This window comes from Ruminiclostridium hungatei (assembly GCF_002051585.1).
Lineage (GTDB): Bacteria > Bacillota > Clostridia > Acetivibrionales > DSM-1351 > Ruminiclostridium > Ruminiclostridium hungatei.
In genome coordinates, this window is sequence record NZ_MZGX01000013.1 from 108,095 (window position 1) to 134,613 (window position 26,519).

The 26,519-nt window shown below is 38.2% G+C and carries 13 protein-coding genes and 1 pseudogene; 5 read left to right on the top strand and 9 right to left on the bottom strand.

Annotated features, from left to right (window positions below; all coding sequences use genetic code 11):
- Positions 1-103 precede the first annotated feature (103 nt).
- From CLHUN_RS11010 to CLHUN_RS11025, 4 genes are all read right to left on the bottom strand, one after another.
- The gene (locus CLHUN_RS11010; protein ID WP_080064644.1) at positions 104-547 is read right to left on the bottom strand and encodes an FMN-binding protein; all 444 of its coding nucleotides are present in this window, start codon (positions 545-547) and stop codon (positions 104-106) included.
- Between the two features lie 171 nt (positions 548-718).
- Positions 719-10,045, bottom strand: a complete 9,327-nt coding sequence (locus CLHUN_RS11015; RefSeq protein ID WP_080064645.1) for a type I polyketide synthase — start codon at positions 10,043-10,045, stop codon at positions 719-721.
- Between the two features lie 47 nt (positions 10,046-10,092).
- Complete coding sequence (locus CLHUN_RS11020) at positions 10,093-11,259, bottom strand: MFS transporter (protein ID WP_080064646.1); 1,167 nt, start codon at positions 11,257-11,259, stop codon at positions 10,093-10,095.
- 55 nt (positions 11,260-11,314) lie between these two features.
- Positions 11,315-17,497 (bottom strand): non-ribosomal peptide synthetase, encoded by a 6,183-nt coding sequence (locus tag CLHUN_RS11025; protein WP_117387043.1) that lies wholly within the window; start codon positions 17,495-17,497, stop codon positions 11,315-11,317.
- 356 nt (positions 17,498-17,853) lie between these two features.
- Here CLHUN_RS11025 and CLHUN_RS22710 point away from each other — a divergent pair, with 356 nt between their 5' ends.
- Positions 17,854-17,988 (top strand): hypothetical protein, encoded by a 135-nt coding sequence (locus CLHUN_RS22710; protein WP_278247537.1) that lies wholly within the window; start codon positions 17,854-17,856, stop codon positions 17,986-17,988.
- 154 nt (positions 17,989-18,142) lie between these two features.
- Here the strand turns inward: CLHUN_RS22710 and CLHUN_RS11030 are convergent, their stop codons facing one another.
- The 4 genes from CLHUN_RS11030 to CLHUN_RS11045 form a co-directional block, all read right to left on the bottom strand.
- Positions 18,143-19,327, bottom strand: a complete 1,185-nt coding sequence (locus CLHUN_RS11030; protein ID WP_080064647.1) for an RtcB family protein — start codon at positions 19,325-19,327, stop codon at positions 18,143-18,145.
- A gap of 85 nt (positions 19,328-19,412) precedes the next feature.
- Positions 19,413-20,534, bottom strand: a complete 1,122-nt coding sequence (locus tag CLHUN_RS11035) for a slipin family protein (RefSeq protein WP_080064648.1) — start codon at positions 20,532-20,534, stop codon at positions 19,413-19,415.
- Positions 20,535-21,177: 643 nt separating this feature from the next.
- Positions 21,178-22,179: a WYL domain-containing protein gene (locus tag CLHUN_RS11040; RefSeq protein ID WP_080064649.1), complete on the bottom strand. Its 1,002-nt coding sequence runs from the start codon at positions 22,177-22,179 to the stop codon at positions 21,178-21,180.
- Positions 22,166-23,455 (bottom strand): helix-turn-helix transcriptional regulator, encoded by a 1,290-nt coding sequence (locus CLHUN_RS11045; protein ID WP_080064650.1) that lies wholly within the window; start codon positions 23,453-23,455, stop codon positions 22,166-22,168. The genes CLHUN_RS11040 and CLHUN_RS11045 overlap by 14 nt, the downstream gene beginning before the upstream one ends.
- 519 nt (positions 23,456-23,974) lie before the next feature.
- On the opposite strand from CLHUN_RS11045, the gene CLHUN_RS22545 reads away from it, so the two are divergent.
- Positions 23,975-24,556, top strand: coding sequence for a hypothetical protein (locus CLHUN_RS22545; RefSeq protein ID WP_242656499.1), 582 nt, complete (start codon positions 23,975-23,977; stop codon positions 24,554-24,556).
- A 26-nt stretch (positions 24,557-24,582) separates the two neighbouring features.
- On the opposite strand, the pseudogene CLHUN_RS22790 reads toward CLHUN_RS22545, so the two are convergent.
- A pseudogene (locus CLHUN_RS22790) lies at positions 24,583-24,708 on the bottom strand (hypothetical protein); the annotation flags it as partial.
- 218 nt (positions 24,709-24,926) lie between these two features.
- Here CLHUN_RS22790 and CLHUN_RS11060 point away from each other — a divergent pair.
- The 3 genes from CLHUN_RS11060 to CLHUN_RS11070 all read left to right on the top strand — a co-directional run bounded on the left by CLHUN_RS11060 (position 24,927) and on the right by CLHUN_RS11070 (position 26,402).
- On the top strand, positions 24,927-25,343 hold the full coding sequence (locus tag CLHUN_RS11060) for a hypothetical protein (RefSeq protein WP_080064652.1): 417 nt from the start codon (positions 24,927-24,929) through the stop codon (positions 25,341-25,343).
- Positions 25,344-25,377: 34 nt separating this feature from the next.
- Complete coding sequence (locus tag CLHUN_RS11065) at positions 25,378-25,977, top strand: hypothetical protein (protein ID WP_080064653.1); 600 nt, start codon at positions 25,378-25,380, stop codon at positions 25,975-25,977.
- Between the two features lie 194 nt (positions 25,978-26,171).
- A complete protein-coding gene (locus CLHUN_RS11070; protein ID WP_080064654.1) occupies positions 26,172-26,402 on the top strand; it encodes a hypothetical protein in 231 nt (76 codons plus the stop codon).
- Positions 26,403-26,519 lie beyond the last annotated feature (117 nt).

A 26,519-nucleotide genomic window follows, 5' to 3' on the forward strand; every position in this document is an offset into this window, starting at 1 on the left:
CTTCCTTTTATTAATTCACTTAAAAATAAACTGCTCTGAAAATCATTCAGCTTTATGTAGGTTCAGTTATAAAGCAACGGTTGAACTTATCCATCTGATAAGTTTATTTAGCGTCTGATTGTTTCACAGTTTCGTCCGACTGGCTTACATTATCAGTTGCTTCGCTTAAAGCATTGTCAATGGCCTTAAGTATCACCTTGCTGCTATTTGTAGCTCCTGAGATAGTATCAACCTTAAGTGATTGTGCAGCAATAACCTTATCAGTAATAGCTTCGCCTTTCAGACCCCTTTCATTTTTATGCTTGTCAAGCTTGATTTCCTTAATCTTATTTCCTTCTACTGTTACACTTACGTCAGCAGCGACCAATATTGCATCATAGGAACCTTTATAAATACCATCCGGAAGCTTAGAAATATTTGGGCTTGAAATGACTATCTCCGAGATAAGCTTTTTATACTTCCAAGTTTGATATAAGTACCTTCCACCTAAAATTCCGACTGAAATCACTGCAATGCAGACTACTCCAAGGATAACTTTCTTATACATTTTACTCCTCTTTTCCTAAATATATTTTAATAGAATTAGTAAATCCATACTTAACTTATTCGATTATATGAAAAATTAATACATTTTGTCCATTATTTTCATATATAATTTCTAATTACAAGTGTGAGAATTTCAAATTTATTTTTACACTTGTAATTTAACCAACCTGCTCTATATTTTGCTTAAATCTCTCCTTAAACCTTCAATGCTGCACGCCTTTGCCTCCCCACTTATAGCCTCCTGAGTATTTAACTTTTTCAGAGCCAGTCTTGCAGAAGCTTCTTTAAAATCAACCAATTCATTTGTGCTGGCAAAATTGTTTGTTTTTTCCTCTGAGTACTCATTATTATCAGCTTCTAGTGATTCATCTTTAAAAGATACCTTGTATTCTGAATTCTCAAAAGGATATGTGGGTAATGGTACCCTTCTGGCTTTATGCCAGCTCAGCTTCGAGGGATTATAACTCACACCTGTTGTGTAAAGCTTGGCCATAACCGCCAGTATTGCTGCTGCACAATTTTGACTCATACTCATTTCAATCCATTGCAAGTTATTAAATTTCATTTTTTCAAACTCATTACCTTTAGTCTTGCTACTTCCAAGGTAAACAATCGCTTCATCTTTATTTATGATTTCCTTGCATGAATCTAAGGACAATTTTCCTCTTGCCTCTCCTCTTATACTGGATACCAGATCAAATATATTAGTCTTGTCAGCAATACCAAGAGGGGTCACAACCGGACAATTTAATTCATAACCGGTACTTTCATCCAACTCATTATTTTTATAACCAGCCTTGTTTATAAGGAATCTTGCTGCCTGCTTAATAGTAATAATTCCTGCTAAAGCACCTCCTGCTAAAATTGCATTATCTTCACAAATAATACTTTTCAGCTTAATTCCAAAATCACATAGCAACGCGCCAAACGCATATTGCAATGCGAAGCTTTCAACAGTTTTTGCCAGCTGGCTGTCTGGACCGCCTGAGCCTTCTTTTTCAAATATTTGCATACATTTATTATAGGCTTCGGCAAACCCTGAAAAACGTTTAGCTATTTTATCACAATCTTTTTTATCCAGTTCAAAGCTGCAATCCATTACAAGACTTACCGGTGTTACTCTATTTGGATTGGAACGCCCTTTTATCAACTCTGAGCTTTCCTCACCCTTTTCAAGCTTAAGAAGCATATCCAGCAGGTGCTCTTTTGAATCAGTAACAATCGCAGTTTTAAACGTTAATTCCTTCTGGGAATTATTCATGGTAAAACAAATAGAAGATAAATCAAGCTCAGGCTTCTTTTTCATGTGTGCTATGAGGTTTCCGGCAATTGCTTGAACTATCTTTTCATTCCTGCCCGTCAAGAAAATCACATTGTGCTGCCTTTCCTCTTCAGACTCAGTGCCAGTATTTGTTATCAGTGGCGCCTCTTCAAGTATTACATGGGCATTTGTTCCACCAAATCCAAAGGCATTTACTCCTGCTCTCAGCGGCGAACCCTCTGCTTTCCATTCTCGCGGCTCCTTGCCAACTACATAAAACGGTGAATTGCTAAAGTCAATATTGGTATTTGGCTCTTCAAAGTTTATTGTATGCGGGATGGTCTTATTATTTAATGCCAAAACAACTTTTATAAGGCTTATAAGACCTGCCGCCGACAACATATGACCAAGTGAGGATTTTACTGATCCTACCCCGCAGAAATTCTTTTTTGATGTAAATGAACGCATTGCTTGCGTCATACCTTCAATTTCTATGGGGTCCCCCAAAGGTGTACCTGTACCATGCGTCTCAATATATGATACTGTTTCCGGATTTATACCTGATGTGATATATGCATTTCTTATTGCCTCAGCCTGCCCCTGTGGCCTGGGTGCTGTTATTCCCTGAGAGTGTCCGTCATTGTTTATGGCTGATCCCTTTATAACTGCAAAAATATTATCATTGTCCTCTAATGCATACTTTAATGGTTTCAGAAGTACTGCACTTGCCCCTTCAGACAAAACCATACCATCAGCCCTTTTATCAAAGGGATAACAATTTCCGCTAGGAGACAGGGCAGTAACTCTGCTGAGGCTCACAAAAGGAGTTGCACTCATATTTAAGTTTACTCCCCCTGCTAAAGCCATTTCTGCCTGCCCTGTTCTCAAACTTTCGCATGCCATATGAAGAGCTACAAGTGAAGAAGAACACGCCGAGTTAACAATGAGGCTTGGACCTGAAAGGTTAAGGCAATGGCTTACCCGTGCAGCGATTTCGTTTAAACCGCTTCCGGCCACTGCATCAGCTACCAGCTGTCCAGGATTCAGAACCTGTAAAATGTTTGTCATTAGCTCCCTGCGTTCTTTTGGCTTCATGCCTTTATAAGCTTCACTTTGTTCAAGCTTGTTTTTGAGCAGCATATATGTACGGTAGCCTGTAAAGTGCTCCATATATGAGTTTTGTTCACATCCAACAAACACTCCTATTTTATTTGACTTGTATTTTCCTCCGTATCCCGCCTGTTGAAGAGCTTCCCACGCAATTTGAAGAAATATCCTCTGTTGAGGGTCTGTGGCTTCTGCTTCATTTGGAGACATTCCGAATAACAGCGGATCAAAATCATAGGGTTTATCTATAAATCCTCCCTTATTGGTGTACGTGGTATGTAACAGTTTTTTGTCGTCGCTGTAGTTTTCCTCTGCTGACCATCTGTCTTTTGGAACCTCTTTTATAATGCATTTTCCATTTTTTAATATATCCCAGTATTCCTCCAGTGTGTCAGCGCCAGGTATTCTTAGCCCTATACCAATGATTGCAATGTCCTGAATATCCTCCTTATTTTTATCAGCAGCATACAAAAGGTTTTCTTCAGCCACCGCCGCTATTTCTCCTTCAGAAACAGCATATGTTTTTTCAATATAATTTGTAAAAGCTTCCGGTGTCTGGTATTCAAATATTAAAGTGGGGTACAATTCGGCACCAAGTGCTTTACTGATTCTGGCTACAATCTTTGTTACATCCAAGGAACTCAAGCCCATTTCAAGGAAATTCATGCCTTCATCAATATTATCAGCATCTGCATTAAGTTCTTCGGCAATAGTTCCATATACAATACTTCTTATTTCGTTTGCTGTTTTACCGGATACTTTCATTCTGCTTTCTTCATAAGCCGCCTTTGTTTCTTTTCTTAACGGCTTGATTTCTTCCTTCGCTTCCATTAAGTCCATTATATGTATAACATTCTGATTCTTATAATTGAGAGCCTGCATGAAGGCTTCTACCGCTCCCTCGGCAGGTAAAGGTCTTAACCCTTGAGCTTTTACAGCCAGTTCAGATGCCTCCCCCGATATAATGCCTTTCCCTTTGGCCTCCCATAATGAATAATTGATGGCAAGGGATTTACCGGGCGAGTTACTTTTTGACCTGTAGCTGCTGTAACAGTCCAGAAAATAGTTTGCAGCTGCATAATCAGTAATTCCGGCACTCCACTTTTTCTTGGAAGCAGATACCGAAGACATTAATACAAAGAATTTTAAGGGCTCCTTATTTGTCACGCAATCGGTCACTATAGTTCCGTTAACCTTCGCAGCAAGTACATTTTTAAAGGTTTCCAGATCTTTATCCAGAAGCTTGTATGCCGAGCTATCCATTATTCCTGCAGCATGTACCACCCCATGAATCGGACCAAATTCTTCATTTACCTGCTTAACCATTTCAGACATCTGTGTACTGTCTGATACATCCACTGCGAAATACGCAACTTTTGCACCTTTACTCTCCAGAGATCGAATCAAAGAAATCTTTGCTGCTGCAGCTTCTGCTGAATTCTCATTCCATTCTTCTCCAGGCGGTAATTCTCCTCTTCCCGTCAGTACTAGATTCACCTGGGCACGCTTAGCGAAGGCCTCGGCAATAGAGCCTCCTATCAGCCCTGTTCCTCCGGTTATCAGGTAGGTTTCATTGTCGTTTAAATAAATCTTATCTTCTATTAGCTTTGATATTGGAGCCTTTTCAAGTTCACGAACAAAGCGTTCCTTTTTTCGCACAGCAACAATAGCTTCTGCATTTGGTTTTTTCCCAAGCTCATCAACAATAGTAGCTGCTGCTTCAGTTCCCGAAATATAATCTTCATTATCTATGTCCAGTACACTTGTAAATAACCCCTTAACCTCTGTATCTAACGCTTGCCCAAGTACAATTGCTATAGACTGATGAGGATTTTGTATTTCATATTCTCCGGATATGCAGAATGCTTTATTGGTAACTAAAAGCAAGCGAAGATTTTCAAGCTTACGGTTTGAAAGGGCTTTTGCCAGCAGCAAGATACTATAGGCACTCTTATATAAAACCTCCTCCTGTTCTACTAGCCTGGACGCTTCAAGACTTTTCTCAAAGTAATTCCACATATGGATTATTGAAGATATTTCTCCCTGTATGCTATCAAGCAATGAAAAATAATCTTCCTGCCTTAAAGGATTAATCAAAAAGCTCTGTTTTCCGTCATAGCTGAATGACTTGCCATATGTAACATGATAAAGCTTATTCTTATCAGATTCTAAACTCAGCTCAAAATCCTTTATTGTATTTTCGTCCTCGGCAAACAAAATAACGGCACCATCATTTAATTTGCTAATCTGCACCAGTTTTTCAGATTTCCAGCTCCATTCATGAAACCAGTTATCAAATCTTCTTGAAAGATTTCCCGAAGCCCCGCTTCCGAAATCCGGCATATAGGTTTTTCTTTCAAATGGGTATGACGGAAGCAGTACTTTTTTATGTGAGAAATCTTTTTCGAAATCCTCCCAGTGTATTTTTACTCCAAGTGTAAATAACTTTCCAAGAGTATTCAAAAGAATATCCCAGTTGTCTTTTTTTCGATCCATAGACGCCAGAATCTGATTGCTTTCACTTGCCAGACTGCTTGCCATACCTGTCAGAATTTTGTCAGGACCGGCCTCTACAAGAATATTTATTCCCTTATCAAACATATATTTGACACTCTGCTCAAATCTCACAGCTCCGAGTATGTGATCAAGCCAATATTGTGGTGTATACAGCTTCGTATAAATCTCGGCGGTTATGTTTGATACTATGGGAATCTTAGGCGTATTAAAGGTAGTAACTTCAAGCTCCTTCTTAAAGGCTTCCAACATGGGTTTCATCAACGGAGTGTGGAAGGCCTGTGAAACATTAAGTCTTTTTGAACCCACACCCTTCTTTTGAAGCTCCTTCAGAAACTCATCCATAGTATCAGCTTTCCCGGATACTACCTGGTGGGTAACATTGTATCCGGCTGCCCACAAGGAGCCTTCATATGGTTTCAGAAGAGCTTCTATGCCGGAAGCCGAAGTGAATACTGCCGCCATCGCTCCTTCAACCTTAAGCTGACTCATCAATCTTCCTCTGGCAGCCACAAGTCTTGCAGCATCCTCAAGATTTACCGCACCGGCAATACACGCTGCAGCCCATTCACCTACACTATGTCCCAACACATATAAAGGCTTTACCCCAAGTTCAAGCAGCAAGCTGCCTATGGAGTAATCCATGGTAAATACCACCGGCTGTGTTATATTGGTCTGAGCGAGGAATTTTTCATCAGCATTTCCACCATAAAGCAAGTCGGTTATTTTAACATCTAAATATGGATAGAAAGCATCAGAACACATATCCACATATTTTCTGAAAGCGGGAAGCTTCTCATATAATGCCCTCCCCATTCCTACGTATTGTGAACCCTGACCTGTAAACATTAAAGCTACCTTTGGAAGAGCTATTGATTTATTAATATCCAAGCTTGCTTTTTTAAGCTTTTCAACAAGGTCTGCAGTACTGTCTGCTATAGCACAGTAACGATTTTTAAAGGTAGTTCGCAGAACATTTTCAGTGAAGCAGACATCAGCAATTGAATAGTCTTTTCTCTCTTCAAGGAAATTGGAAAGATTGTTTATTTTTTGTTCTAAAGCTGCTTCTGTATTTGCAGATAAGCACAATATATGCCTTGGCTTTTCGTCGCATACTTCTGATAACAAATCAGCCTCAACCGGATTTTCTTCAAGGACAATATGGCAGTTTGTACCTCCGAAGCCAAAGGAATTAATGGCAGCACGCCTTGCTACACCTTCTTCCACCTTCCAGTTTTTTTCTTCCTTCAAAATATAAAAGGGTGTCTCCGGGAATTTTATCATAGGGTTTGGAGTTGCAACATTTGGCTGAGGTGGCATCTTTTTATCTCTAAGCGCCATTACCACCTTCATAAAGCTTGCTATTCCTGCTGCGCTTAGCAGATGTCCGATATTTGCCTTAACTGATCCGACTGCAATCATGTTTTTGCCTAAATTCCAATTTCTATAAGCATTATCAAGAGCCCTTATCTCACTTGGGTCACCAATTTTAGTTCCTGTCCCATGTGTTTCAACATATTGAATACCGGCCGGACTGAAATCGTTTTGGCAGTAGAGTGATTCTATAACGTCTCTCTGTCCGTCAGGGTTAGGGGCCATAACTCCAATTGAATGCCCGTCGTTATTCATTGAGCTCGCTTTTATTACAGCAAGAATATCATTCCTATCTTCGATAGCCTTTTTAAGAGGCTTGAGCATAATCAGACCGGCTCCCTCACCAGGAACAAAGCCATCTGCATCCGCATCAAAGATTTTTGATGAACTGCTCACCGATAGGGCACCTGCATTGCTGAAATATATGTAAGGTGTAGGTGTAAGTAAAAGATTGATTCCACCTGCTATGGCCATTTCACATTCACCTCTCTTTAGCGCCTCACACGCCAGATGAATAGTAACAAGAGAGGATGAGCAGGCTGTGTCCAGCACTAACGACGGTCCTTTAAAATTGAACTCCTGAGATGCCCTTGCAGCAATCATATTCAAGATATTATCCACAAGGATGTTGGTGTGCGCTTCGGTCACTCCCAATCTGTTTTTCCATTCCTCCATAATTGAATCCTGCTGCTCTTTTGAAAGTAATGCAAAGCTCTCGAAATTCTGCAAATCCATTTTATTCAGTGTTCTCAAATGGTACTCATTATATAAATTTGTACCTGCGCCTATATATAACGCAACCTTTCTGCCCTCAACCTTTTGGCGGGAATAGCCTGCTCTTTCCAGCAGTTCGAAAACCAATTCAAGAATTATCCGTTGCTGAGGGTCCATTATCTCAGCCTCTTTATCTGGTATATTAAAAAGCCCCGCATCAAAGTCATATACATCCTTTATAAACGCTCCCGAGCGGCAGTATGTTTTACCGAATTCGGGTGAGGAACTGTAATAATCATCAATATTCCACCGTTCTTTTGGAATGTCGCCTATACTGCATTTGCCCTTTAATATATTATTCCAGAATTCTTCGGGATTTGAAGCGTCAGGGAAACGGCAGGCCATTGAGATGACAGCTATATCATCATTCTCATCTGAATTTCTATTACCTGCTGTCTTATCCAAAAACGAGTTTTTATCCTTTAATTCTTCATTGTTATGGATATTCAGAATATATTGTTCCATATCATTGATGGTACTGCACTTAATTAATAAATCATGTGTAAGCTTTAAAGCAAGTTCATCTTCAATAAGGCCTAATACCTGAATAGCTTTTACTGAGGTGCCTCCCATAGAAAGAAAAGGTTGGTCATAAGCAATGGTGCTGGCAGGTCTTTCCAAAACCCTGGACCAGATTCCGCATATGGTTTCAGCAAGTCCCGGCCTATTTACCACTATCTCGGACGTTTCCTCCATGGTTTCATGCTTCAGTTCGGCAGCGGTAATTACCTTTCCCGCATATTCGTTATTTCTGAAGGCTTCCACCATTGCGAAACGTTGTATTTTCCCGCTTGTGGTTTTTGGTATCAAAGGTATTGACACCACATAATCAATAGGTATTCCAAATATTTCATTGACATGCTTTAGAATTTTTGAGTAAAAGGGTTTAGCCCGCTCATCCTTAATGTGAAGAGTGGAAAACAAAGCCACTTTTTCTCTCCCTTCTGTTTCATCGTGCCATCCGCAAGCTACAACCTTTCCCGGTTCGACGCCTTCCAGCTCTTCAATTACATCCTCTATATCATGTGCATAAAAATTTTGTCCGTTAACAAATATTATGTCCTTTATGCGCCCAACCACTGTGAGGCGGCCATCCAGCATAAACCCGGTATCACCTGTTTTTAACCAACCCTCCTGAAAGGATGCTCTGTTGGCCTCAGGATTATTTATATAGCCGGAGGTAACGTTATCTCCTCTGATCTGTATTTCACCCACTGTACCCTCAGGTACTACAGAACCCTTTTGATCCACTATTCGGACCTCGGTGCCATTTACAGGATAACCCTCGTCAGCTAAAAGCAATGCATTTTTGAGTTTTCTATCTACATATTTCACTTTTGCCTTCGACACAAGTACCTGTCTGTCTACGCTGTGCACCAGAGGCTCTTCAAATGGTATGGGAAAGCTCACAGCCAGGCAGGCCTCAGCCATCCCGTAAACTGTATACATGGCACTTTTCTTCAGTCGGCAAACTGATAACTTTTCCATAAACTCTTCCGCCAAAGATACAGATATTGGTTCAGCACCATTACATATATATTTCAAGCATGACAAATCCAATTTTTCAAGCAGTTCGGGCTTAATTCTGCTCAATACCAGCTTGCACCCAAAATTCGGTGTACCTGTGATTGTAATACGATATTTGGAAATAAGCTCCAACCATTGATTAGGCCGCTTTATGAATTTATACGGTGTCATATTGAATTGAGCCATTCCAAGAGCTGTAATGCTAAGGTGGAAACCTATCAGCCCCATATCATGATGGTACGGCATCCACCCAAGACACCTGTCCTCACTGGTAAAATTGGCACTTGCTATAATTGCCTCTACATTTGTTAATAGGTTGCCATGAGTTAAGATAACACCTTTAGGAGTATTGGTGCTTCCCGAACTAAACTGAATGTATGCTGTTGAACCTTTTTCCGCAAGGTCAGCTTCTCCACCTTCACTGCTTATATCGAAAGTTAAAACATCTTCAAATTCCATTCCGCTGATTCCTATAATTCTATTGAGCTCATCGCTGCTTTCCTTCAGATAACTATCAGACAAAATCAGCGGTTTTTCCAGTACATTCCATACTGCCTCCAGCTTCTTCAAGGATGCATTTAATGCTCTGGTAGAGGTAGGATAAATAAGAGGAGCCGGGATAATCCCCCCCAATATGCATGCCCAGAAGGTAATGATAAAATCTAAATTATTGTTTAGTACCAATAAAACATACTGCCCTTTTTTTATTCCTGCCTTTTGCATTCCTCCTAAACGCAGCAGAGCTTTTTGAAGTATTTCTTCGTACAGAAGGAATTGCTCCGAATCATCATTTTGTATGAAAGTTATTCCTTTATCTTTTTGATTTTGTGCAGAATCAATCAGCAAATATGCAAGATTTGCCTTGCTACTGTATATTCCCGTCACATCGGCTCCTTTTGCCTGTGACAACCTTATTCCCTTATTTGTTTTTATATTTTTCATTTAAATCCCTCCAAATAATAAGCTAAAACACTTCCATCAATATCACTTTAAGCGTCTCTTTTAAAAAGGTTGCTCTTGGAATACTTACTAGTAATGGCTATGTATAGTATTAAAATCATAAAAATTATAAAGCTTATGCTGAATATATAATTATTTCCTAGATATCGCATTGCTCCAGATGATAAAAACGGACCGGCTGCTGAACCGATTCCGTAAGCAAAAGTAAATAAAGCTACCCCCGGCATTAATTCTTCCTGTATGAGATCCTGTACAGACAGAGATAGAGATAGTGGATATATGGGCCCGATTGTAAAACCAGCAATAAATGAGAAGATTAATTTGCTGCCGAAGCTGTTAAAATACATGACACCTATAATAGCAAACAATGAAAAGAATATAGTTAACCCAAGACATTTTTTACGTCCAAATTTATCTGCCAAATAAGTTACAGGTATGGTTCCAATTATGCTCCCGATTACAAATATCCCTAATGCGTATCCTACCTGTGAGAGCCCGAAATTAAGCCGGAGCATAAAGAGAGGATAGAGAGCTACCAGAGTTGTCTCTGAAAAACCATATGCAAAGGCTCCAAATAAAGCCAGAGTAATTTTAGAAAAGATCTTTCCCTCACTATAGGTTGGTATTGTCAGCAAATTTTTTAATTTGAAATTAATAAAAACAGCAGCACTGCAAAGACTGACGGAGCCCATTAAAAAAGCTATCCAGGCAGCGCATTCATAGAGCATTGGGCCAACTAAAGAACTAATAACAAACCCTACAGCAAAACAAAATGAATATATGCCGCTTACCAACGCTTTGTTGCCGCTGTCAGTGGCGTTTTGCATGGCTGTTTGAATACCCACCAAATTAAGGCTGACACCTGCCCCCATAAGACCCATAAGTAAAAACCATAAGGCCCTGTTCTCTGATAAGGGAAAGCCTATTGAACAAATAGCTGCTAAAATGAGCCCTAATATTAGTATTTTTCTAATATCTTTTCCTCTTTGCTTTTTATAAATAAATATTGAACCAAGCGCCATAAAGAGAAAATATGAGGAAGAAATTGCACCAACCCATACCTCTGAAACATTATTTCTTGTCATATGCGTAGTTGCAAGAGGGTTTATCACCCCCATTGCAAGTCCTACCATTAATGCTATACAATACATAGCCCATTTATTGTTTCCAATCAGTTTATCAAATTGTTCTCTCAAGCTGCTACCCTTTCATAAATCAAGTTATCAAAGACAATTACGGTTCATGTGGCCTTTAACCGGTGGTAATTGAACTTTTCTTACTTTGTAATAAAGTTTTAAACATTGCTGTCTGTTGAGATCCGAACCAATACATATCTTGTTTGCCATAGACCTTTATGGCTTCACCGGTAATATAATCTGACATAGCTGATGCAAGGAATACAGCAGTATCTGAGATTTTTTCAGGAGGAATAGCCCTGTTTTTTAACGCTTTGGGCGCCATATCAGTGTCTACCAGTGCAGGACATATGGCGTTTACCTGAATGTTGTGGGGCTTTAGCTCCTCAGCTAACGATTTGGTCAGACCGAGCACTGCATGTTTTGATGCGGCATATGCACTCATAAGCGGATAACCGATAAAGGAGGAATCTGACCCCATATTAATAATCTTTCCTTGATTGTTCTTTATGAAATGTGGTATTACAGCTCTGCAGAAATTATATGTCCCAAAGAGATTTACATCTATTATTTTTTTCCACTCCTCCGGTTCAATATCATTTATAGCTGAAAACTTTGTAATGCCTGCGTTGTTTACCAACACATCAATTTTTCCATACTCTCTCAAAACCAGGTCCATAGCCTTATCTACATCTGCCTGCCTGCTTATATCCGCAGGAATAATCATTGATCTCACACCAAGCTGCTGCATTTCCTGCGCCGTTTGTTCCAATTGCTCCCTGGTCCTTGAAACAATTACAATCTCGGCCCCCTCTTTCGCCATTGTAAGAGCAATACTTCTGCCGATGCCTCTTCCCCCGCCAGTTATAATTACTACTTTGTCCGAAAGCAAGCCCTCCCCGTTTTTCCTGTTCTGGAATGGTTTGTTCCTGTAAGTTTGTGAGGTCTCTTCCTCTACAAAGCTGATAAGTTTTGTAATACTCTCTATGTACTTTTCACCCAACTGCTTAATTGTTTCAATCTTAAATAAATTTTTTGAGTACTCAATTTCAAGATTTAACTTTCCATCCACCACTGAGAAGAAAAACTCAATAACGGATATCCTTTTTTGTTCAGGAACAGAATATCTTCTATCCATTCCGGCTTTGGAGAACTCGAAATTATCAAATTTCGGAACGTCCCTGTTGCCGAGGTAATTTGCTCTAACAGGAGTCATTTTGGTATCAGGATACATATACACCGGTAAATAATCCGAAACCATGTCATAGCTTATTCCATTCATAGGAATAGTTTCTAATGTATTCTTTACTTTCTCAACCAAGCTTCCCCAGGCCTCATCCTGTATAAAATCAATACCCATTGGAAAATTAACTGCGAAATTTCCTGCAGTCTGAAAGAAAGTATTATTAGCATCAATCTCCCTGCCATGGACCCTGTGGCTTATTATAACTTTTGATTGCTTGTATCGCTCTCCCAGCAGCTTATAAAGAGGAGCAAGCAAAATAGGATAAACATTACTTCCAAAGAACCTCTTTGCTTTACTTAAGATTATCGAAGTCTTATGGCTGTCCAGCACAAATTCAACTGTGGCTGCAGACCCTTCGTCATTAGCTCCCAGATTGAAATCTGCTGGAATTCTGAATACATCTTCTTTAAGTGGGAACATTTCCTTCCAATATGCTACATAATCTTGTAATTTCTTATCCTTCTCATGCTCTACATGTTCTACAAATTCTCTGTAAGACCTTGAAGCCTGAAGTTTTATATCTTGCTCAGATAAAATATTATAGTAAATCTGCCATATCTCTTTAAACAACAAATTATTTGTTACTACATCTGAAATAAGATGATGACCCACAAAAGCCATATCGTACATACTGTTTGAGATCTTAACCGCTATAACCTTCCATAGAGGCCATTTATCGACATCAAAACTTCGTATGGCATCATTTATCAGTTCATCCACAGCCTGATCTATTTGCTCTTTATCCATGTGAGCGGCATCAAAATACTCCACGTTTAAATAGTTGCCCTGTGGTAATATTTTTTGCACCCATTGGGAATCCTTCTGACACAATATACTTCTTAGGGCATCATGTCTGTTTGCAAGCATATTTACCGCTTTGTTAAAAGTAAGGTAATCCAGAGGCTGCTTAAATAAAAATCTCGTAAACCCGGTCCAATTGTATGGGAAATCAAAGAAATTCATTAACCAGCGCTGTGCCGGTGCCAGTGGAATAATTGCTTCCTGCTCTTGATTATAAACGTCTTGAAGCTTCTCTTCCTTGACCTGATTGATTACAGCCATCTCATTTGTTTTTACTGCTCCATATTTGTTTCTATATACCTCCTGCATTGCCCGCCTGTCAAGCTTTCCGTTTGGATTCTTCGGAAGGCTTTGCAGCCATTCTATTCTGTGTGGAATCATGTAATGGGGCAGCTTATTACCAATATGGTCCTTTATTTCAGAATCCGAAGTATTTCTGCCTGACAAATAAGCCACAAGCTGACTTTGTCCCTCATTGCCGTCAACTACAATGACTGCCGCCTCATTTATATTACTATGGCTGTTGAGTACCGTCTCTATTTCACCCAGTTCAATCCTGAAGCCTCGTATTTTCACTTGATTGTCAATGCGACCATGATACTCAAAGCTTCCATCTTCTCTTTTTCTTGTCAAATCCCCAGTGCGATACAAGAAGTCTCCCGGTATTTCACTGAAAGGATTGGGTCTGAAGGACTCGGCAGACTTTTCAGGATTTTTCAGATAACCCTTTGCAAGCTGTATGCCGCCTATCCATAGTTCACCGATTTCTCCTACTTCCTTGATTCTCATATTTTCATCAAGATTTAAGATGTAAACATTGTCTACAGGCTTTCCGATTGGAATTTGATTTTCTCCCTCAGCACCCGGTCTCTTTTCAATGATATGGTATGTAACATCGATAGAAGCTTCTGTGGGACCGTACAAGTTTGCCAGCTGAGTGGCCATTCCGTGCTTGTCTATCCATTCCTGGACATAGTACATAGGCAGAGCCTCTCCGCTAAAAATCAGCCAGCGCAAATCCTTAAAGCTGAAAGCCTCCTGTTCCAAAGCATGCACGAATTCACCAAAAAGTGAAGGTACAAAATGCATTATATTTATTTTTGTATCAACAAGCCACTGAGCAAGAGCCCAGGGGTTTTTGACTATCTCCTTACGAACAGGGCATACCGTACCACCGTACATTAATGGCCAGAAGAGTTCCCATACAGATATATCAAAGCAGCAGGAAGTTTTTTGTGCTACCCTTTCTCCCAGCTTTAAATTGAATATCTTTTGATGCCATACTAAGCGGTTCATATAACCAAGATGATTGAGCATTACTCCTTTTGGATTTCCGGTAGAGCCTGAAGTATACAGTACTACCATTAAATCCTCCGGTCTGCTTTTGTATTCCGGCTCAACTGCCGGATACTCCATCCAGGCGACTGTGTCAATCAACGTTGAGGCTTTGAATTCTTTGCTGTTAGTTACATTGTCAAGGGAAATAACCTTTTCGATACCGTTGCAGGCTTCTATCAAAGCGTTTAACTGCCCCAGCAAGGAATCTTCTGTAATTAGTATTTTAATCTCAGAATGGTTAATAATATATTGAATCCTTCCGGCTGGATATGATGGATCTACAGGTACGTAAGCAGCCCCTGCTTTGAGAATTCCAAGCATACCTAAAAGCATCGATGAACCCGGCAAAGTCATAATACCAACCAGCGACCCACTTCCAAGCCCCTGACTGTTCAGGTAATTTGCAAGCCTGTTGGTAATGCGTTCCAGTTCTGAATAAGTTATGCTCTGATTCTCAAAAAGTATCGCTTGTGCATTTGGAGTTAATTTACATTGTTGAACAATTTTCAAGTAAGGAATTTGTATATCCGGGATTTCTCTATTTTCATTAATAGCAATACTGCTATCATCCAGCAGGTATGACATCTCTCTTAGCGTCCCGCAGGTAAACATACTGTTTCTGTCCAGCTCTTTATTTGTTTTACTTAGCCTTGTAACCAGTCGGATGCGTTCAAGAGAATCTATGCCAAGCTCTGAATCAATATCCTTGTCCAAATCCCGGGCTGTAAACTCTCTTTGGCATATCTCCCCGGCTATCCGGCAGAGCTCTGCTTCAACCGCTTTGCTGAAAATTGCTGACGTTCTCGGAACTTGCTTACTCTGCTCAACTGCTGCACTAATCTTTGCAAGCTCATAAATGTTAGATATAAATCTATTCATGTGTATATCAATATAAGCTTCATCAAAAAAAGAACTGTCGTAGTTTGAAGTGAGCAATATTCTGCCCTGAAACAATTCCACAAGGATATCAATAGTTCCGGGATTTGTGCAGGTATATGCCTCATAATCCTCTACTTCCAAATTACTGCCATACCCGGCTTTTATATTTGTATTTCCAATAAAAGAAAGATAAAGGTTGGATTTTACAGAAGAACGGATGATATCAGCAACAGTTTCAGGCATTTTGCCATCTATTAACATCTCATTCTCTTTTGTTGCAAAGGCAGCTTGAAAGGTTTGTGCCCTGTCAAGCCCTGACGATAATTTACTCTTTATCTCTGCTTTGACTTTTTTTATCAAGTCTTCCCAGCTTTCATCAGTATTTTTCATATCAAAGCTTAAAGCCATGTTCTGAGCAAATGAACTTAAAACCCCTGTGGCATCTGCATTGGGATATACCTTTCCGCCTGTGGGCAGGTTAATAATTATTTTGTTTTCACTTTCTTTTAACTGTTTGATGGTTTTTAAATATGCGCTGACAAAAAGTACAAATAATGAAACCTTCCATATCTTCGTATTTGAGAAAAGCTTTTCTGTATTGTTTTCATCAATCCAAAATTTCTTGATTTTTGTTTTTATAGGCTTAAATGGCTCCGGCAATTCAAGCTTTTTATCTTTTCCATATGGATTAAAAAAATATTTTTCCTTACCCTGCTGTACTAAATAGCTCTTTAGTGCAGCATCCTCTTGTGTACTTTTCCAAGAATTCAACTCATTAACTAAATTGTTATACTCATATACCGAAATCTCAGGAGGCAAGCTAGCCTTTGTACCATTAAGCTTTGCAGAATAAATTTCCAAAAGCTCTCTTAATAACTGTTGATTGCCAAGCCCATCTGTAATAAGATGAATAATTGACAAGACTATATAAAAGCTTCTGTCACCTGTTTGTAGTACAGAAATGTTATGTAAAGGCCAATTGAAAATATCAAATTTACTATTTAGATGTTCCTCATAACTCTCTTTTAAATACTTATCCTGCATACTACTATTTAAATAACGTATATCTTCCACTTTTATATCAGGTAAAGTGATATGGTTCAATACCTTTTGCATGTAGCCCTTAAAGCTCTTTGCCTTTGGTGCCACCTCAAATACTATCCGCAATGCCGGATGGCGGTAAATCAGTTCTTTCCATGCAGCCTGAAGACATAATATATTTAATTCACCCTTTACCATTACTCCTGAGCAAATTGTAAGTGTAGATATTGCCTGGTAGCATGTCAGAAAGGCATATTGTGAATTCAGAACTTCCAGATATTCTTGCTGTCCTTCTATGTCATATTCGGGTTGCTCCATTGAAGCTTTTTCACCTGTCTGATCTTGTGAGTTTGTTTCCTGCCAGTTTTCAAATATTTCAGCAATCTCTCCTACCGTTTGCAGTGTCATCATTGAAGCTACGGAATTTTCAGCTGTAAATTTCTCCATTTGTCCGGCCGGAATTAAATTTATCATCTCATTCATCACTGTTATCATCTTGATTGAATCAAGCCCCAGATCTGCCTCGAGATACATGTCATTGTCTATCGAATCAAGTGAATGCCCTGTAACCTTGGATATGAGTTCATAAATCGTTTGTCTGATATTTGCTTCAGCCGTAACTTCTTTGTTACTGTCTGCTCTTGCCGTAACTTCTTCGTTCCTGCTGCTCTGAAACTTGTCGGAATTATTTTCGTTTTGATTCATTTGTTCATCAATTTTATGTAGATACCAATTTTCAAATACTTCTACAATATCTCCCACCGCTTGCATTGCCATCATTGATGCTACAGGATTTTCAGCTGTAAATTCTTCCATCTGGTCAGCCGGAACCAGCCCCATCATCTCATTCATCACTGTTATCATTTTAATTGAATCAAGCCCCAAATCTGCCTCAAGATACATATCATTATCTATATCCTCAGGCGCATGTCCAGTGACCTTTGATATGATCTCGTACACAGATTTTTTGATATTATCCCTGTATAATTCCAAAATTCTACCTCCCTATTTTTTTATTTTTCTATATATCCCAATATTTGTAATTTATAGTATAACATACCATTAATTTCAAATCATTACTTTATTGTTAATTGTTAATAAAAATTTGTTATATTATCGTTAAATTTGATTTTATAAGACTAATTTGGACTAAAAATCCGCTTGAAGAAACAAAATTGTCGTTTCCCAGACAAGAAATCATTTATTAACAAGGGGACGACGTTAACTACGTTAAAGTTTATGAGTGGGTTGGAAAGTCAATCAACTAGAGTGGTACCACGGGATTTGTCCGTCTCTTATTTTATATAAGAGGCGGTTTTTTATTATGCACTTTGCCTGGGAGGAGTATTATGGAAAAAATAACTGAACTGATTACAGAGGTTTTTAAGAACGCATTTGAAAAATGCAACTATTCGGCTGAATATGGGATGGTCACACTATCCAACCACCTGACTTATGGCAATTTCAATGTAATGGTGCCCTAGCAGCTTCCAAAGAGTATAAAAAACTCCTATTGCTATCGGATTTTAGTTTTCCCAAACCGTTTTATTGGTTGTACCAATATTTGATACATTAACCTTTTATCATAAAACTCTGCCATAAACCCTCCTCATTTCTTGCCATAATCCTTTATATCAGTTAATCCTCTGAAGCCTTGAAGTTATATATCGGTTTGATAATTCGGTTGATTTCAACAGTATCCTGAATGTTGTCAATTATCTCTTCGATGGGCTTGTATGCTGACGGAGCTTCATCCAGTGTAACCGCCGACACTGAGGTTGTATATATCCCATCCATAGATTTTTTAAACTCTTCCAGGGACAATTTAAGTCTTGCCTGTTTTCGGCTCATTAACCGGCCTGCGCCATGAGGGGCTGATTGGTTCCAATCAGCATTTCCCTTGCCAGTAGCGATAATACTTCCATCCCTCATATTCACAGGGATTATTACCCTTTCGCCTTCCTTGGCAGATATGGCGCCTTTTCTCAAAATCATTTCATCCATATCTATATAATTATGAATTGTAGTAAAGCTATCTATAACATTGAAATTCATCTTGCGAATAATAACCTCCGCAATAGCCTTCCTGTTGAATTCTGCAAATACCTGAGCAATGCGCATATCATGAATATAGTCTTCAAAAGCCTGACCCTGGACATAGGCTAAAGAGCTGTTGATTTTAACCCTTTCTTTTTCTATTTCAGACTGAATACACTGCTCTCTTCCTTGAGATTTTAATACTGCAATAATCTCATCATTGCTCTTTTTGACTATTTCTTTGGTTGCTCTGCTTTGATAGTACTCAGCTATTTGCTTTCCCAAGTGACGACTGCCGGAATGTACAACCAAGTATACATTTCCACCATCATCAACATTCATTTCTATGAAGTGATTTCCGCCTCCAAGTGTGCCAATACTCAGTGATGCCCTTTTTAAATCAACCTGCTCTTTACACCTTAAGGCATGGATATCCACAAATGCATTATATTCATGAGGATTAACACGTACGTCAAACCCACTTGGAACGCAGCTTCGTATTACTTCATCAAGCCTCTTAAAATTCATCGCTGTTTTTCCCAATATGCTGACAAACATTCCACAGCCGATGTCAACTCCCACCAGGTTCGGAACTATTTTATCCCTTATGGTCATTGTCGTTCCAATAGTACAGCCTGCTCCCGCATGAGTATCAGGCATTATTCTGATTATGCTTTGTTTAACAAACTCCTGATTACAAAGCTCCAGTATTTGCCCTGCTGCCTTATCTTCCAAATTATCTGTAAATACTTTAGCTATATTGTATTTCCCTTTGATTTTAATCATTATATCCCCTCATTTCTGTAAATATAAAAAGTCTCCCAAGCTTATATATTTTTAGCAAGAGAGACTCAATAAAAACCTGTTTGCATTATACCTTACACTGCTTATCTACAGCTTTGTTTGAAAGTAAGGTATTCAATTGTTCCAGTAAACTACCGCCGCCTGTCAGTGAGACATTTCCTATCTTCTCACAGATTTTCTCCAGGAATTCAAGCTCCTTTAATCTGTATAGAGTTTGATTTTCCTCCATAAGCTTAGCGGTATTTAAAAGGCTTCTGGTTGAGGCAACTTCTTCTCTTCTTGTTATAACATTGGCCTGCGCCTTTTTCTCAGCAATCAGCACAGTGTTTAGTATGTCTTTTATTTCGCCAGGTAAAACAACATCCTTTACACCGGCAAACAGGAACTCAACACCATAGCTGTTGCTTTTCTCTTTAAGTTTCTCAAGAACATAGTTTCCAATCTCCTGTTTCTTCGCAAGCAGATCGTCAAGTTTCATTCCGCCAACATACTCTCTCAATATCAATTGCAAGACTATGTATAGCTGCTCCTCGAAGGATTTTATTTCAATAACCTTTAATGGCTCCGTAATTTTGTAATGACACACAAAGTTTAACCTTAAGGTTATTTTATCCTCAGTCATGATTTCCTGACCGGTCATATCCAACTGTTGTTGTCTAAGGTCGATTTTCTTAACAGCCGTATGTACAGGACTTTTCCAGAAGAAGTATCTGCCCGGTTCCAGTGTTTTCTGTACTGTATTATCATAGTATAGAATCCCCTTTTCATGACTCTCAACTTCAAAGTAGCCAACAACCCCTGAAAGTTTTGGGCTTTTGTATATTGAAGCATCAATATCCCTGACTTCAGGATTTCTGGTATCAATTGTCGAGAACTCATGCTTTTTAAGTACCTTCCAGAAAGCATATTTACCGGATTTCAGAACCTCTGAAAGCTTACCATCTTCAAAGTGTATGGCAAGCTCATAATCCTGAACATCTACAATTGAAAGCTCCTTTAAAAGCTCCTGATCCTCCAAATAAATATTCAGGTTCTTACCTGCCGTTTCAAATACCTTATTTACATCTGCTATGGCAACTGTATACTTAACAAATGGATTAAGGCTGTATTTCCCAGGCTTTAAGCATTTAACGTAGTTTCCGTCCTTAAATAACAAGCCTCTTTCATCATTTTTAATTGTTACTTTCATGATTGTTCATCCTTTCTTTAATACATTTTTTAAATCTCTTTCAAGAATCCTCCCGGAATATGGGCGGAGTGCTGCTTAAGGATATTGCAACTGAATCACTTCCCATTGGAAGCAATTAATTACCGATGTTAAAACACTTCATATCTGATACTTCAGGCGGACCTGAATTATTCTCATATATCCATGTATAAGTTTCGGCTTGCCACATCCGGTATCCACACACTTCAAGGCTTAATTCCGGTCTTAAGGTAAACAAGCTGCCAAAAGCTGAGGATTCTTTCAAAAGATCCTGGTGATTTTTCGAGTGACAGTCGAGTGCAACCTGCGTCAGATCCAAAGTCTGATGGGGAATCGAACCCCGTTTCCATAGCCTTATGCTCTGCCTCTGAGCTAATTACTTAATAGTAATAGAGGAATCGAACCTCCGACACTAAGGTAAATTGAGTTCTTGCTTCCCGGTATACCTCAAACGATATAAAGTATGAAGCACCGCCAGACCATTCAGAAATCTTTGCCTTGGGAATTAAGAACAATTTTAGTATACAAGGATAATTTTCTATTTAACAGACAAAAAGTTTGCAACATTAAGCTTGCAAACTTCGTCTACTGACAAAATATAAATTCATAACAGACAATTCCCAGGTTACAGACTAATTGCTTTTTTTACTCTTTTAATAACCTCGTTTGCAATTCTTTGAGGTGATATAACTTTCACATAAGGTCCAAGAGATAAAATATTTTGAATGAGATTTTCCTCTTCAAAGAGATAATAATTTAACCTTATCTCATATTTATTGTTACCAAGTTCTCTTGCTGTTCTTTCCATTCCTGAAAAACACATGAAACACCTTTCCATGGCAGTATTTTTATCAGTTACCTCCAATATTACAGGCTGTTCCGAATATTTCTGCTCAAAAAGCAGCTTTTTTGCTGTCTCCCTGTCTATTCCAATATCTTCATCCACTATAATGACACTGGAAAGACTAAAAATATTCGCCATTATGGGCCTTTTTTCATCAATCGAATACAGCGAAACCCTGAATCTTGAATCTCTCATGGAATACTCAAGATTCACCGGAAGAGCCAGCTTGTCTGCATGAATATTTCCATTTCTATCTACATTGGTATATCTTATGGGCTTTTCGTTAATAAGTGCATTCAGTATCAATCTGAAATTTGCTTCATAATTCTCCCATTGGCTGATTTCAGGTAACTTAACGGAATTTGTCATTTCAAAATATTCTTGCTTTATTGGTGAATCGAAGTCTTCCAGCTCTTTATTCAATTTATCAAGTGTATTTTTGCTAAGAAGCAATTTTACTTCCTGCTGCTGTAAAAGAGCTTTAAGCCAGGCCTTCTCCAAATTCGTGAACCTTACCGGAAGGGGTGATTCCCCATTACTATCAATGCAAGGATAGAATAAGCCTTCCTTTTCACTTAACAGGTTCAGCTTTTCATCTTTATTGCCCTTATTCAAAATCATATCTGCAAAGGATTGCTGATTTTTACCTATCAATTTCTGTTCAAACTCTCCATCATGCACAATCTTGACTAAATCGGTTTTTGTCCTGCCATCAGCGCATTCATTGATAATCCTGAAAACCAACTGGAAATACCGGTTCTTTACTTCATTAAACAATTCCATAGTTTGAAAGCGTCTCCTTCCAGTCATTTAGCAGTTTTTCTGCAAGTTGCTTACTTTCAAGAACTTTAACATATCCGGCATAACTTCTGATCCAGGGTATTATTTCATAGCTGTCATTTACCTGCAGGGTGAAGTAATAACGTCCTGCTTCTATTTTTTCCAGCTTTCCAAGGGTAGCCTCATATTTTATTTTTTCCAGGATATAGTTTTCAGCAGGTTCATTAATAATAATCTCAAGCTTGACCGTTTCAGGCTTATTAGCTGGGGTAAGTGATGCACTGGACCAACTATAAAGCATATTGGACCGGTACTCTTCGTCAAAATCTTCCCTATTAAATAATTCCTCCAACAATTCCACAGCTTCCAACCTGTCAAGTCTTGAAACAATGCATCTGTTATGAGTATTGAAAGAAATCAAATAGTAACGTCCATGTCGTACATCATATCTGATTTTGTACGGGCTGAGTATTTTTCTATTATTACTGTTACTTGTGCTTTTCGGCGAATGATATGTTATCCGTATTTTTCTTCTCAGGTGAATAGCCTTGATAATCTCCCAAAGCACCTGTTCTTCAATTACAGGATGAAAGTGTACATGCCTGTAATTATAAATATTTTTATCCTCATACTTCATTTTGCGCTCATACTGCAGATAATCCTTTAGGGTCTGCTGGCAGAAATAGCCTGCAGTTACAGGGAATACAATATTTTTATAGAGACCGACTGCTGTCATCAATTCTTTCAGTTCGTCAGTATCAAGTGTCTTGAGTAAGTCATCGGATATGCTGTAATACTTGGTTCTCTTTACAGCTTCACAAGAGAGCACTCCAATACTTTCACACATTTCTGCCAGCTTTCTTTGGATGGTTTTACTGCTGATTTTATCAAAGGATACTAAGCCCCCGGCATTAAGTCCATCTTCTATATACTTCAAGGAACATGGTTTGTTTTCTGATCTGATAAATAAAAGAAGAAGAAAATATGTCAATAAATCAGTGCGGGTAAAACTTTTGGTCATATATGTACTTACCAGAAAGTTATCGGGGTGTCTCAAAAAATCATAGGACAGGCTCATCAGCTTATATCTGCCGTCCTTGTCAAACCTTATATATTCGTTTTCAACGTATTGCTGGATACGGCGGATTTCATAACTGACTTTTCTGGAGCTGACATTTCTTTTATTTTCAAGGCCATCCCTGGAATAATAACCGTAAAGAAAGCAATCTCTGAGTATGTCCCTGATGATGTTGTAATGTTTGATAAATTCGTTAAACATATTTGCCCCTTCCGATTTATTTACAATAATTCTATCATAATCTTGATATTTTGATGTGTGCAAAATAAAAGTTAGAGACAAAAAGTTTGCAACCTTTCCTGTTTTTAACTTTATTAAAATTTTATATGTTATAATCTAGAAAATAAATCATTGAAGGTAAAGGTATAAACACTTATAGAGAAAAAGAAAGAGCTTTTTTTCTTGATATTCGTAGTGGTAAATATAGTTATCGAGAGATTTTTGAAATAGTCGATGAGTATGAGCAGCACTTTAAAGCTGCTGCAAATACTTCTCTTCCGGAGGAACCAGATTATAAAGGCATTGAAGACTTAATGATAGAGATTTACAGTAAAGTATTTCTAATGGGATAACTTTTGCTAAAAGCGGCGTAGTACAGGATTTCATTATAGTGTTAACGATGCTATGGGTAACAATCTAATATACCATTGGGAAACATTAGGAATCATCAGTGGTGTACAAGCTGTTGCAGCAGCAAAAATAAAATATGGAGTTTAATTTATGAAAAAAATTATTTTGGTCATTTGTGGAGTAGCATTAATAGCTCTTCTGTCAACCTTATATGTGTTCAACTCCGGTTTAAATAGTAAAGTCAGCGATGAAAACATATCCTTTAGTGAAGTAAATGAAGAAACTTCTTCAATACACCTTAGTGAAATAAGAATAAGCCAGGATGAATTAATAAATGAATCTGATTTAATTGTCAGGTGTAAATTCAGCGGAAATAAAAATAAAGTAAAGGTAACTGCCGAAACATCAGAAGGATATGCAACTATATATAAAATGAAATCTGTGGAGGATTTAAAGGGTTCATCCAATAAAAATTTTGAACTTGGTATGTTTGGCGACGGAGATAAGAAACTAGAAAAGGGCGATGAATTTTTACTGTTTTTATGCAAAAATCCAAATGGTGTTTATAGACTGGTAAGCTATAGCCAAGGCTTTAATAAAATCAGACAAAAAAATACCGGTTCAGTGAATCTCTCTGATTCTGAGGATACCTCTGAGATCCAGTCTTTCGAAACAGATGAAGTTATGAATTTAAAAGAGCTAAAAAATAGAATTAAAGAATTAGAGAAGTGATAGGCATCGTACAAAGCGTCCATCCATAAGCGGTATTTTCCGCAATGCAGGCATCTGAATAAATACCCTTTAATTATTCCGTTACCCAAATATTCCATACAGTCCTCATAATAATCCTCAGGTTTATCTGCCTCTAGTACTATTTTGTACAATTAATGTTACAATAAGTTTGCTTAGAATATATCGAAATTTATTGTAAATATTTGTATAATTTATATAATTATTTACAAATTTTGTAATATGTATTGAAAAGCTGAATTAAAATACTTATACTTAAATCTGTAAAATCATGATTTTATTTCCTGCTAAGCAATCTATATCCGTAATACGATTTAAAGCAACATATATCAATTTATTGGGAGGCTGTCAAATGTATCAGGTAATACCAAAAGATGATTCGTATAAGGATTTATTATCATCAGTGGTTTCTATTTATAAAATTATTCACCATAGAGGAATGTTACGCAGTTTTTTCTCTGAGGAAAACTTTAAAACAAGGTTCGGCAGTTCCAAAAAGCTATTGGAAGCAGCAGTTAATCTTTACTGTGAGGGTTATGTTGATTCTATCTTTTATTTCATTATTGATCTGGAATTTAACAAGGCTGTCAATCAGAATACCCCTTTGTCCGAGGAAGAACTATGCGAACTGACACTGGCTAAAACATTGGTACAATATATAAGAGAAAAAAACCCTGATGCCATATATGACTTGATTGGTTATACCTGTAGCGGTTCTACACGCTTTGAGCTTGTACCAGGCACAGATTGGGCTGATAAGCCGATATAAAATCTATTAATTATAAAAAGAAAAGAGGAAGTTTATGCAAAATAAAATCACTAAATTGTTCAGCATTTTTCTTGTTATTTCATTGTTAATCCTGTCCAATATTTCTGTATTTGCTGATAGTACTGCTATCGACACCGGCAATGACGTAAAAGTAATAAATGTTGATATTACACAATTTCCGGAATTTGATATCAACAACCAGGATGAATACAAGCCAATACTTGAGAAATACGGTATATCTGAGAATGATGTAATCGCAATCTTACCAGTTTCTCAAGGCAGCAGCTTACAAGACAAAGCCGGTAATACAAGCACTGCAAGTAGCACCGCAAGCGTGCCTGCAGGCGTACTGGTTTTAACCGGTACATTTGTTTCTGATTATCAATGGAATCTTACTATATTAAATGTGGGTATACTGAATGTCTCAAATATTGAAGCAGATGTTATACTTATTAATAATTCTTACGGACCGGTAGTAAATTCCCAAAGATATCTGGGAGGATTATCAAAATTTGGTTCCATCACTGAAAGATACTCCGCAGGTGGTTACGCAATTCATGTGGCAATAGTAACTGTTACTGGAATAACAGAAGCTGGTGAGTATTTTACCATGGGTGGAACTCAATATAGATAGTAACAAAGAGGAATAAAATACTATACTGCCTGTATTGCCAAGTGATAAGGTTTATTTTTAACCATACATAGATAGCTTATTGACAGGAAGCAAAGTTGTATTTTGAGATAGTTCCCAGACTTTATGTAAATCTATAAGGCAATAGTGCTTTTAAATGGGGCTGAAGCAAAACAACCCCCAAAAACAGAGCCGCAGTGACTGCGAAAGCAGGCACAACGGCTCTGTTTTTGGGTATAATTGAGTTGATGAAAAACAAAATATACCGTGCTAATTATGACACAGGAAAACGGAATGTGCAACTGAAAATTGACGAGATATTTGCCGAAAACGAACTGGCAGACAGTTGTTTGAAAAACTGGCAGCTTAACGACGGCAAAAGAAGAATACTTCTTAACAGAAAGGTGGTTTTCCAGGCGGCTCTGTGAGATTTTTTCTGTAAATCGCTCTCTGTGACGATAGCAAAATTGGTTTTTGGAGCCAGAGGTGCAGAAACCAGCCACCGCGAAGCGGCGTGGCCTTGATTACGCTCTTGGCAGATGCTA

Excerpts from the sequence above, each read along its gene's own strand:
- CLHUN_RS11010 (WP_080064644.1), bottom strand. The coding sequence starts at position 547 with ATGTATAAGAAAGTTATCCTTGGAGTAGTCTGCATTGCAGTGATTTCA.
- CLHUN_RS11015 (WP_080064645.1), bottom strand. The coding sequence starts at position 10,045 with ATGAAAAATATAAAAACAAATAAGGGAATAAGGTTGTCACAGGCAAAA.
- CLHUN_RS22710 (WP_278247537.1), top strand. The coding sequence starts at position 17,854 with ATGGAAAAAATAACTGAACTGATTACAGAGGTTTTTAAGAACGCATTT.
- CLHUN_RS11030 (WP_080064647.1), bottom strand. The coding sequence starts at position 19,327 with ATGATTAAAATCAAAGGGAAATACAATATAGCTAAAGTATTTACAGAT.
- CLHUN_RS11035 (WP_080064648.1), bottom strand. The coding sequence starts at position 20,534 with ATGAAAGTAACAATTAAAAATGATGAAAGAGGCTTGTTATTTAAGGAC.
- CLHUN_RS11040 (WP_080064649.1), bottom strand. The coding sequence starts at position 22,179 with ATGGAATTGTTTAATGAAGTAAAGAACCGGTATTTCCAGTTGGTTTTC.
- CLHUN_RS11045 (WP_080064650.1), bottom strand. The coding sequence starts at position 23,455 with ATGTTTAACGAATTTATCAAACATTACAACATCATCAGGGACATACTC.
- CLHUN_RS22545 (WP_242656499.1), top strand. The coding sequence starts at position 23,975 with ATGAAAAAAATTATTTTGGTCATTTGTGGAGTAGCATTAATAGCTCTT.
- CLHUN_RS11060 (WP_080064652.1), top strand. The coding sequence starts at position 24,927 with ATGTATCAGGTAATACCAAAAGATGATTCGTATAAGGATTTATTATCA.
- CLHUN_RS11065 (WP_080064653.1), top strand. The coding sequence starts at position 25,378 with ATGCAAAATAAAATCACTAAATTGTTCAGCATTTTTCTTGTTATTTCA.